At 72.2% G+C, this 10,886-nt stretch carries 8 protein-coding genes and 1 pseudogene; all 9 read left to right on the top strand.

The window, feature by feature from the left end; genetic code table 11:
- The first annotated feature begins 4 nt into the window (after positions 1-4).
- Positions 5-532 (top strand): Fur family transcriptional regulator, encoded by a 528-nt coding sequence (locus LIP_RS13150; protein ID WP_082726317.1) that lies wholly within the window; start codon positions 5-7, stop codon positions 530-532.
- A 195-nt stretch (positions 533-727) separates the two neighbouring features.
- Entirely contained in the window at positions 728-1,177 is a 450-nt protein-coding gene (locus tag LIP_RS13145; protein ID WP_068139277.1) for a Fur family transcriptional regulator, read from the top strand.
- A gap of 1 nt (position 1,178) precedes the next feature.
- Positions 1,179-2,117 (top strand): sigma-70 family RNA polymerase sigma factor, encoded by a 939-nt coding sequence (locus tag LIP_RS13140; protein WP_068139273.1) that lies wholly within the window; start codon positions 1,179-1,181, stop codon positions 2,115-2,117.
- 180 nt (positions 2,118-2,297) lie between these two features.
- Positions 2,298-3,215 (top strand): diguanylate cyclase, encoded by a 918-nt coding sequence (locus tag LIP_RS13135; protein WP_068139270.1) that lies wholly within the window; start codon positions 2,298-2,300, stop codon positions 3,213-3,215.
- A gap of 309 nt (positions 3,216-3,524) precedes the next feature.
- Complete coding sequence (locus LIP_RS13130; RefSeq protein WP_068139267.1) at positions 3,525-6,350, top strand: valine--tRNA ligase; 2,826 nt, start codon at positions 3,525-3,527, stop codon at positions 6,348-6,350.
- Entirely contained in the window at positions 6,347-7,858 is a 1,512-nt protein-coding gene (locus LIP_RS13125; protein WP_068139264.1) for a bifunctional folylpolyglutamate synthase/dihydrofolate synthase, read from the top strand. The genes LIP_RS13130 and LIP_RS13125 overlap by 4 nt, the downstream gene beginning before the upstream one ends.
- Before the next feature lie 16 nt (positions 7,859-7,874).
- The gene (locus tag LIP_RS18635) at positions 7,875-8,435 is read left to right on the top strand and encodes an SPOR domain-containing protein (protein ID WP_144440493.1); all 561 of its coding nucleotides are present in this window, start codon (positions 7,875-7,877) and stop codon (positions 8,433-8,435) included.
- A complete protein-coding gene (gene spoIID, locus LIP_RS13115; protein ID WP_068139258.1) occupies positions 8,432-9,418 on the top strand; it encodes a stage II sporulation protein D in 987 nt (328 codons plus the stop codon). The genes LIP_RS18635 and spoIID overlap by 4 nt, the downstream gene beginning before the upstream one ends.
- Positions 9,419-9,515: 97 nt before the next feature.
- Positions 9,516-10,688: pseudogene (locus tag LIP_RS20620) on the top strand (MFS transporter); the annotation flags it as partial.
- Positions 10,689-10,886: the final 198 nt, after the last annotated feature.

Raw genomic sequence — 10,886 nt, 5'->3', positions numbered from 1 at the left:
GACGGTGCACGATCCCATCGATCACGTCCGCGACCGGCTGGGCCGGCAGGATCAGCGCCTCACCCCGCAACGCGAGACCGTCCTGCGGGTCCTGCTCGAGCACGCCAACGAGCACCTCACCGCGGAGGAGGTCTACCTGGAGGCTCGCGGCGCCGCCCCGGACCTGGGGATGGCCACCGTCTACCGGACCCTCGACCTCTTCGAGCGGCTCGGAGTCGTGCACCGGCTGGACGCCGGCCAGGGCGTGGCCCGCTACGAGTTCCGGCCCGAAGGCGAGGGCCACTACCACCACCACCTGATCTGCCTGGAGTGCGGCCGGATCCTGGAGTTCGAGCGGGACCTGCTCGAACCCGTCGAGCGGGCGGTGGAGAAGGAGACGGGTTTTCTGGTGATCGATCACTCGCTGCTCCTCTTCGGCCTCTGTCCCGACTGCCGCCGTACCGGGCCAGATGCACCGTCCCAAGGCGCCTCGCCGCCCCGGCCGGACGTCGGCGAGCGGGATCCGGGGGCTTCACCCGGAGCCTCCTCCTGACCCAGCGCCGGCTGAGATCCAGCCCGCGCCGGGCTTCCGGCCCCCTCCCTTGACGGGCGAACCCTGGAGGGGTATCATCGATAACGCAGAGATAACCGATCGTGTTACTTGGAGTATGGGCGTGGGTCTTGACGCTGGGTACGAATGAGACGTAGACTCGTAACAGATAACCACTCTCTATAGGTGTGTGGTCTCATGGACGAGCGGGTTCGTGCCTTCCGGGAGATGCTGGCCGAGCGAGGCTATCGGGTGACGCCCCAGCGGGTGGGGATCTACGAGTACCTCGCCCAGACGGACCGGCACCCCAGCGCCGAGGAGATCTACCGCGCCCTGCAGGAACGCTATCCGACCATGAGCCCCGCCACCGTCTACAAGACCCTGGACCTCCTGGTGGATCTGGGGCTGGTGGGCGAGCTGGCTATCGGCGGCGAGATGACCCGGTACGACGGCAGCCCCGGCCTCCACCTGAACATGGTCTGCGTGCAGTGCCGGCGCATCTACGATCTGTCGGTGGAGGGGCTGGAGTCGGCGGGCAGGGCCGCCCGGGAGCAGGGTGGGTTCCAGGTCCTGCGCGAGCGTCATGAGGTCTACGGGATCTGCCCTACGTGCCAGGAAGCGGAGCGTCACCCGCAGGAGGTGGGCTGAGATGCCAGCCGTTGCGGAGGAATCCTACGTCCCGAGGGAGATGGTCCCGCCCGGGGAGCGCGTGGCGGCACCGCAGCTGGAGCCTCGGATCCGCCGGTCCGCCGAGGAGACCCGGGTGGGGGACGACCTCCTCCAGACGTATCTGACCGACATGGGCCAGGTGGCGCTCCTCTCCCCGGAGGAAGAGGTGGCGTTGGCCCAGGCGGCCGAGGGGGGCGACGCGCGCGCCCGCCGGCGCCTGATCGAGGCGAACCTCCGGCTGGTGGTGAGCATCGCCAAGCGATACGCGCACCGGGGGGTCCCCCTGCTCGACCTGATCCAGGAGGGGAACCTGGGCCTCATGCGGGCGGTGGAGAAGTTCGACTGGCGGCGAGGCAACCGCTTCAGCACCTACGCGACCTGGTGGATCAGCCAGCGGATCAAGCGGGCGGTGCTCGACCAGTCCTCGGGCATCCGGCTGCCCGTCAACAAGTTCGAGATTGTCCGCCAGATCCTCTCCCAGCGGGAGCGGTACCTGCGCGAGGAGGGCCGCGAGCCGACGGACCTGGAGCTGGCCGAGGCCCTGGGGGTGGACGTCGAGCAGATCCGCCAGGTCCGCCAGGCCACCTACGAGCCCCTTTCGCTCGAGAACCCTATCACCGACGACGGTTTCAGCCTGGGCGACGTCATCGAGGACGAGCAGGCGAGCAACCCCGACGAGCAGGTCCCCCAGGACAGCCTCCACTCAGAGCTGCGAGAGCTCCTCGAGGTGCTGAACGAGAAGGAGCTGCAGGTCCTTCGGCGCCGCTTCGGCCTCGACGGCGGTCAACCCCGCACCCTGGCCGAGGTGGGGCGCGAGATCGAGGTCTCCAAGGAGCGGGTGCGCCAGATCCAGGCCCAGGCCCTGCGCAAGCTGCGCCGGCAAGGGCTGGCCCACCAGCTCGAAGCCTATCTTTCCTGACCGCAGAGGCCGCAGGGGCGCGTACGCTGGAAGGATGTGGGGCGCACGCGCCCCCACGCCTCCGCGTTTCGTTTTCCCTCGGGCAGCGAGTGTGCTAGAATGGGCACAAGCCAGACAGTTGTCGACGAGGCGAGTGATGCCTTTCCGGACAGCGCACTCGAAGCAGAGGGGTCGGGACGGATGCCAGACGATTTCCAGACCCTGCTCCACGACGTGGAGGCGACGCTGGACCGTCTTCGCCGCGAGTTCGAACGCCTGCAGCACCTCATCCTCACCGACGAGCTCACGGGCCTCTACAACCGCCGGTACCTGGAGTTGCGGCTGGAGGAGGAGTTGAACCGGGCCCGGCGGTACGAGAGGCCGTTCAGCCTGGTCTTCCTCGACCTGGACGGGTTCAAGGACGTGAACGAGCAGTTCGGACACCCCGCTGGCGACCGCCTCCTGATGGAGTTGGCCGAGGTCCTGCGCGAGAGCGCGCGCACCATGGACATCGCCGTCCGCCACGGGGGCGAGGAGTTCCTGCTCCTGCTGCCCGAGACGGATGCAGAGGCAGCCTTGCGCGTGGGGCGGCGCCTCCAGCGCCAGGTGGAGGCGCGGGGCTTCCTGGGCGGCCGGCTGCACATCACGCTCAGTGGCGGTGTGGCCAGCTACCCCACCGACGGTGACGACGGGCGGACGCTGGTGGAACGTGCGGACCTGGCCCTGCGGATCGCCAAGCGGCAGGGGAAGAACCGGGTCGTTTGCGCCACGGAGGTGGGTGCCGCGCCGGGAGGCTCCCCGGTAGCCCCCCCGGTGGCAGAGGCAGCGCCTGACGTTGAGGAGGCGGCGGCTGGTTCGGACGAGCCGGCGGTCCCTATTCCCGTGGTGCCGGGCTTCCGGGCCGGGCAAGCGTTGCCCGCCTGCTTCTGGACCGCGGACCGGCCGCTGGTGGTGCGGGGGCTCCTGGGGCGGGAGCCCGGCGAACAGGCGGGTTCCCAGCGGTACCGCTTCGACACCGACCACGGGCCCCAGCTCATCGAGCACCGTCGCGACGGATGGTTCTGGCTTGCCGGGCTCGAGGCGTCCCTTGACACCCGGGAGCGCTTGCCGGTAGAATAGCGCTAACCTGAGCCGGCGGGCTTCGTTGCCGGCGGCAGCGGCGAGGACGGGGAGGAGTAGGCGTAGGGAGCGCCCACCAGAGAGGGAGGCCCACCGGCTGCAAGGCCTCCCGGGCAGCGGACGCCGAAGTCGCCCCCGAGCTTCCGGGCCGAAGAGCGCGTAGGTAGGTCCGGGCGGAGCGCCCCGTTACGGCGAGCCGAGAGCCCGCCGGCCGCGTGCGGCGGGAAACAAGGTGGTACCGCGGAAGGTGTATGCCCTTTCGTCCTTGGGACGGAAGGGCTTTTTGACGCCTGCGAGGAGAGGGTGCCCATGGGCATGGCAGAGATGCCGCACCGGTACGATCCGAAGGCCGCCGAAGACCGCTGGACCCGGCGCTGGGAGGAGCTGCGGGCCTTCCACGCGGAGGCGGAGGGCCCCGAGAGGCCGCGCTTCTCCATGGTGATCCCTCCCCCCAACGTCACCGGCGCCCTCCACGTGGGTCACGCGCTGGACAACACCCTGCAGGACATCTTTGCCCGCTGGCACCGGATGCGGGGCGACGAGACCCTGTGGGTCCCCGGAACCGACCACGCCGGTATCGCCACCCAGGTGCGGGTGGAGGAGGAGCTGGCCAAGGAAGGGACCAACCGCCGCGAGCTGGGGCGGGAGGCCTTCGTGGAGCGGGTGTGGGCCTGGAAGGAGCACTACGGGGGGCGCATCCTGGAACAGCTCAAACGTCTGGGCGCCTCGTGCGACTGGGAACGCGAGCGGTTCACCATGGACCCCGGATGCTCGCGGGCGGTGCGCCGCGTCTTCGTCCACCTCTACCGGAAGGGGCTCATCTACCAGGGCGACTACATCGTCCACTGGTGCCCCCGGTGCCAGACCACCCTCTCGGACATCGAGGTGGAGCACGAGGAGGAGCAGGGGCACCTGTGGACCCTGCGCTACCCGGCCGCCGACGGTGAGGGCGAGATCCAGGTGGCGACCACCCGCCCCGAGACGATGCTAGGCGACACGGGGGTTGCGGTCCACCCCGGGGACGAGCGCTACCGGGCGTGGTTGGCCCGCACCGTGCGCCTGCCCCTGATGGACCGGGAGATCCCGGTGGTGGCCGACGAGGCGGTGGATCCTTCCTTCGGGACGGGTGCCGTGAAGGTGACGCCTGCGCACGATCCCACCGATTTCGAAATCGGCCGGCGCCACGGCCTGCCCCGGGTGCAGGTGATCGGCCGGGATGCCCGGATGAGCCCGGAGGCCGGCCGCTTCCAGGGGCTCAGTCGGGACGAGGCTCGCCAGGCGGTGCTCGAGGCGCTGCGCGAAGGCGGCTACCTGGTGGAAGAGAAGGCGATCCGGCACGCTCCGGGCCGCTGCTACCGGTGCGGCACGGTGGTGGAGCCGCTGGTCTCGCGCCAGTGGTTCGTGCGGATGAGGCCCCTGGCCGAGCCCGCCATCCGGGCGGTGGAAGAGGGCCGGGTGCGCTTCGTGCCCGATCACTTCACCCGCATGTACCTCAGCTGGATGGAGAACGTGCGGGACTGGTGCATCTCCCGCCAGCTCTGGTGGGGACACCGCATCCCCGTCTGGACCTGCCGGGCGTGCGGGGAGTCGAGCGCGTCCGAGGAAGACCTGGAGCGTTGCCCCCGCTGCGGGTCGGACCGGCTGGAACAGGACCCCGACGTGCTGGACACCTGGTTCAGCTCGGCCCTGTGGCCCTTCGAGACCCTGGGCTGGCCCGAGGAGACGCCCGAGCTGCGGCGCTTCTACCCCACGAGCCTCCTGGTGACCGGCTACGAGATCATCTTCTTCTGGGTGGCCCGGATGATCGTCATGGGGCTGGAGTTCACGGGCCGGCCGCCCTTCCCCACGGTGCTCATCCACGGCATCGTGCGGGACAGCCTGGGCCGCAAGATGAGCAAGTCCCTGGGCAACGGCGTGGACCCGCTGGACGTGATCGATCGGTACGGCGCCGACGCCCTTCGCCTGAGCCTGGTCCAAGGCGTGGGGCCGGGGAACGACTTCCGTTTCCGCACCGACCGGGTGGAGGCGGCCCGCAACTTCGCCAACAAGGTGTGGAACGCCTCCCGCTTCGCCATCATGAACCTGGCGGACGCGGACCCCGCTACGCTGCTCGGGACCGGGGGGACCCCGGACCAGGCGGACCCGGCCGCCCTGCGGGCGCGCCTGCCCCTGGCCCGCACGGACCGCTGGATCCTGGCCCGCTACCAGTGGGCCGCCTCCGAGGTGCACCGGCACCTGGAGCGCCTCGATCCGGGCGAGGCGGCGCAGGTGCTCTACGACTTCATCTGGGGCGACCTCTGCGATGCCTACATCGAGCTGGTGAAACCCCGCCTCTATCGGAAAGAGGATGCGGATGAGGCCTCCCCGCCGGGAGCCTCCCCGGGAGACGAACGGGACGGCGCAGGGACCTCCCCGGCACCCTCCGGCCGCAACAGGTGGGACGACCGGGCCGCGGCCCAGGCCACCCTCTTCACGGTGCTGGACGGGAGCCTCCGGCTCCTCCATCCCTTCATGCCCTTCCTCACCGAGGAGATCTGGCAACGTCTGCCCGTCCACGGTGAGACCCTCTCCCGGGCGTCATGGCCCGAGCCCAGGGGCCTGGAGGACCCCGAGGCGGAGGAGCAGGTGGGGCGGGCTCTGGAGGTGATCCGGGCCATCCGGAACCTGCGGGCCGAGCGGGGCGTGGAACCGGCCCGCCGCATCCGGGCGGTGCTGCGGGCGGAGCCCCCGGTCCGGAAGGCTCTCGCTGACCTCCGGGCGGAGATCGCTTCCCTGGCCCGGCTCGAACGGCTGGACCTGACGGGCCCGGATCAGGCGCCCTTGGGCCCTGGCCCGCACGCCACCCCCGGAGACGGCCAGGCCCTCACCGCGGTCGCGAGCGGCGTGGAGGTCTTCCTGCCCCTGGCCGATCTGGTGGACGTGGGCGCGGAGCGCCGGCGTCTGGAGAAGGAGCTGGCCGAGGCCCGGGCGGCGGTGGAGCGCTCGCGGGCCATCCTCGACCGGCCCGGCTTCCGGGAGAAGGCCCCCCAGCGGGTGGTGCAGCAGGAGGAGGGCCGGCTGGCTGAAGCCGCGGAAAGGGAAGCGAAGCTCCTTCAACAGATCGGCGAGCTGGAGCGGGTGGAGGGGCGCCGGTGACGGGGAACGAACCGGTGGCCGCCGGCGGCACCGAGGGGACCGCGGCCGCGGAGCGGGCCCTGGCCTACCTGGCCGACTTGGCCCGCTTCGGTGCCCGTCCGGGGCTGGAGCGGATCGCCTACCTGGCCGAGCGGTTGGGAAACCCCCACCGGGCCTTCCGCAGCGTGCACGTGGCGGGCACCAACGGCAAGGGGTCCACGGCGACGGCGGTGGCCGCGGCGCTCCGGGCCGCCGGGGCCCGGGTGGGCCTCTACACCTCACCCCACCTGATCCGCTTCCACGAGCGGATCCAGGTGGACGGCGAGCCCATCGACGACGAGTCCCTGGCGGCGGGGGTGGAGCGGATCCGCCCCTGGGCCGAGGAGGCGGCGGCCGATCCGGCGGTGGGGCGGCCGACCCAGTTCGAGGTGGGCACGGCCCTGGCCTTCGATCACTTTGCCCGGAAGGGCGTGGAGTGGGCGGTACTGGAGGTGGGTCTGGGCGGCCGCTGGGACGCCACCAACCTGGTGACCCCCGAGCTGTCGGTGATCACCCCCATCGGCCACGACCACGTGGAGGTACTGGGCGGGAGCCTGGAGGCCATCGCCGCCGAGAAGGCCGGCATCATCAAGCCGGGGAGGCCCGTGGTCCTCGCGCCGCAACCGCCCGGGGCGCTGGAGGTGCTCGAGGCCCGGGCGGCCGAGATGGGTTCGCCCGTGGAACGCGTGGCGGAGGGGCCGTCCGGAGAGGCCTTCACGTACCGCCTCCTGGACGCCAGCCTCGCCGGTACCCGTTTCCGGCTGGAAACGCCGTGGCGCACGAGCCTGGAGCTGGAGCTGCCCCTGGCCGGACCCCACCAGGCCGCCAACGGGGCCACGGCCGCGGCCGCGGTCCTGCTGTTGGCCCCCGAGCTCGCGGCGGGTGCGGGCCCGCCCGCGGGTGCGCCTTCGCCCAACGAACCGGCCGGCCGCCGGGCGCTGGACGAGGCGGCGGCCCGGTGGCTCGCGGAAGGGTGGCGCGGCCTGCGCTGGCCGGGGCGGCTGGAGGTGCTTCGCGGGGAGCGGGTGATCCTGGACGGGGCCCACAATCCCGAGGGTGCCCAGGCCTTGGCCCGAGCGCTCGTCTCGCTCTTCCCCTCGTCGCCCCGAGGCGGCGCGGTGCCGGGCCCAGACCCCGGGGTGCCGGCGCTCTTCCTGGTCTTCGGATGCCTCTCGGACAAGGCGGTGGAGCCTATGCTGCAGGCGCTGGCGCCTCTGGCCGCGGGGGTGGTGGCCACCCGGCCGCGGGAGAGCCGTACCCCACCTGCGGCGCCCGCAAGCCTGGCGGCCCTGGCCGGCCGCTTCACCGAACGGGTGTGGTCCGCGGACGACGCCCTGGACGCCCTGCGGCTGGCGGACGGGCTGCGCGGCCCGAGGGACTGGATCTGCGTCTGCGGCTCCCTCTACCTGGTGGGAGAGGTGAAGGCCAGGCTCGGGGCGGGGGAAGTATGGTTCCGCGGAAGGAGCGCCGGGAAGGCCAGGGAAGTATGAGGCGGGGGGAGCGCGCATGAGGGCAGACAGCCGTGGGGCCGCGAGGCGGACGGTGCGCAAGCGCCGGGCCATTCCCTTCCGGGTGCAGGTTGGGCTCGTGGCGCTGGCCGCCCTGGCCCTGGGCTACGGACTGGGTTACTACGCCATCGCCATGCTCACCATGCCGCCGGCCTCGGCGGGCGAAGCGACCGTCTCCGCCCCCCGCCCGGCGCCGTCGCCTGGGGCGGGCAGCGAGGCGCCCGCAGAGACCCGGGACCAGGCAAGCACGCCCGTACCGGCTTCCTCAGAGGCAGGGGCCGGCGGGACCGGGCAGACCCGACCGGAGGCCGCGCGCCCCGCCACCGCCCCGCCGGCGGGGAGCGGGCTCTACCGGGTGCAGGTGGGCTCCTTCTCCGAGCGGGAGCGGGCGCAGGTCCTGGTCGAGGAGCTGAAGTCGAAGGGCTTCGAGGCCAGCATCACCTCGGGGCCGCCCTACCGGGTGCAGGCGGGGGCGTTCCGCAGCGCCGACGGTGCCAACCAGCGCCTGCAGGCGCTGCGCGAGGCGGGCTATCCCCAGGCCTTCGTCAGCTCGCAATGAGGCGCCTCTCCGACTCCACCGTCCGGCTCCGCACCATCGCCCGCGGGTGGTACCGGCCTGCCTTGGGCTGGGCGGCGCTGGCGGGGCTCGTTCTGGGCCTGGGCCTGGCGGTCCTTGCTGCGCTCTGGCCGCCCCTGCCCGAGCTGGGCGGGCCCCCGGTCGCGCTCTGGCGCAGCGACCTGGGGCGGGTCGTGCAGATCCCCCTGGAGGCCTACGTGGCGGGCGCGGTGGCGGGCGAGGTGCCCGTCACCTTCCACCCTGAGGCGATCAAGGCCCAGGCGGTCGCCTCGCGGACCCTGGCGGTCCGTCGCCTGCAGGAGCAGGCGGCGGGCGGTACGGCGACCATCACGGACCAGGCCGCGCGGGACCAGGCCTGGAGCTCCCCTGAGGTTCTCAAGCGTCGCTGGGGCTGGTGGCGCTACCCCTTCGCCTGGAGGAAGGTGGCCGAGGCCGTGCTGGCGACGCGCGGTCTGATCCTCACGTACCAGGGAGCACCCATCTTCGCGGCCTTCCACAGCACCAGCGGCGGGCAGACCGAGGCGGCGGAGAACGTCTGGCAGGAGCCGCTCCCCTACCTGGTAAGCCAGCCGGATCCCTATGGGGACCGGGGACCCTTTGCCCGCACCGAGCGCTTCGTGGACCGGGCCCAGCTTGCGGGGCGGCTCGGACCCCTGGAGTGGCGGGGAGAGGCGCCCCCGCTGAAGATCGCGGGGCGTCATCCCTCGGGGCGGGTGAGCCGCTTCGCCTACGGCTCCAGGGTTTACACGGGGCGCGAGGTCCGGGAGGCGCTGAACCTGCCCTCCACCTGGTTCGACGTGACCTGGGAGGGCACGGGCGCCCGCTTCGTCGTCCGGGGGTTCGGCCACGGCGTGGGGATGTCCCAGTACGGCGCCGACGGCCTGGCCCAGGCCGGCCGGAGCTACGAGGAGATCCTGTCGCACTACTATCCCGGCACTGCCCTGGAAACGTGGGCCGGCCGCTGAGGTCCAGGAGGCCGGAGCCCGGTTGAGCACAGCGACCCAACCCGCAGGACTCCCGGAGCGGTGGCGCATCCTGGCTGCGATCAACCTGGGGACCCTGATGGCGCCGCTGGACGGCAGCGTGGTGAACATCGCGTTGCCCACGCTCACCCATGCCTTCGGGGTGCCGCTGGTCACCTCCGAGTGGGTGGCCATGATCTACCTGCTCCTGGTGAGCACGCTGCTCCTGACCTACGGGCGCCTGGGCGACCTGTACGGCCACCGCCCCGTCTACCTGAGCGGCTTCGGGGTCTTCAGCCTCGGATCGCTCCTCTGCGCCGCGGCGCCCACCATGGGGGCGCTCATCGGGGCCCGGGCCGTGCAGGCGCTGGGGGCCGGCATGATGATGGCCGCCGGACCTGCCATCATCACCGCGGCCTTTCCGAGCCAGGAACGGGGAAGGGCGCTGGGCCTCAACGGGATGGTGGTCGCGGCGGGGCTGGCCCTGGGCCCGGTTCTCGGCGGCTACCTGGTGACCCGCTTCGGATGGCGCTCCATCTTCCTCATCAACCTGCCCATCGGGGCCGCCGGCATCTTCTGGGCCGGACGGGTGATTCCCCGCCTCCCCACCCGGCCGGGGACCGGCGCCTTCGACGTGCCGGGCGCGGCGCTGGCGGGGCTCGGGCTGGGAGCGCTCCTCCTGGCTCTGAGCCGGGGCGAGGTGTGGGGATGGGGGAGCGGGGCCGTCCTGCTCCTCGGGTTCGTGGGGATCGCCTCCCTCGGGCTCTTCGTGGCCGTGGAGCGCCGCCGGCGGGACCCGATGGTCGACGTCGCCCTCTTCCGCAACCGGGTCTTCGCCTCGTCCAGCGCCAGCGCGCTGCTGAACTTCATGGCCCAGTTCTCGGTCACCTTCCTGATGCCGTTCTTCCTCCAGGACGTCCAGGGCCGCACGGCCCAGGAGGCGGGGCTGCTGATGCTCGCCTTCCCCCTGATGTTCTTGCCCCTCGCGCCGCTGGCAGGGTGGCTGTCCGACCGCTGGGGCACCCGGGAGCTGGCCGCCGCGGGCATGGCGGTGCTGGCCCTGGCGGGATGGACGCTGAGCCGGCTGGTGCCCGAGAGCGGCGCAGCCTCCATCGTCTGGCGCCTGGCCTTGGTGGGGGTGGGCGCGGGCCTCTTCCAGCCGCCCAACAACAGCGCCATCATGGGCAGCGTGCCCCGAGAGCGGCTGGGCCAGGGGAGCGGCATGCTGGCCACCATGCGCAACGTGGGCATGGTCCTGGGGATCGCGGTGAGCGGGGCGATCTTCACCACCCGGCGCGCCGCCTACCTCGCCGGCCCGGCCGGCGTGGTCGCCCAGCAGGCCTACGCCTGGGCCGTGCGCGACGCGTTCCTGGCCGGGGCGGTGCTGGCGATGGTGGGTGTGCTCACCTCGCTGGTACGGGGGGCGCCGGTGCCGTTGACGCCCGAGCCCGCCGGCACTATGATGGAAGCA

It is taken from the genome of Limnochorda pilosa, assembly GCF_001544015.1.
Taxonomy (GTDB): domain Bacteria; phylum Bacillota; class Limnochordia; order Limnochordales; family Limnochordaceae; genus Limnochorda; species Limnochorda pilosa.
The sequence above is the reverse complement of the archived record's forward strand: the minus strand, read 5'-3'. Positions and strand labels throughout refer to the sequence as shown.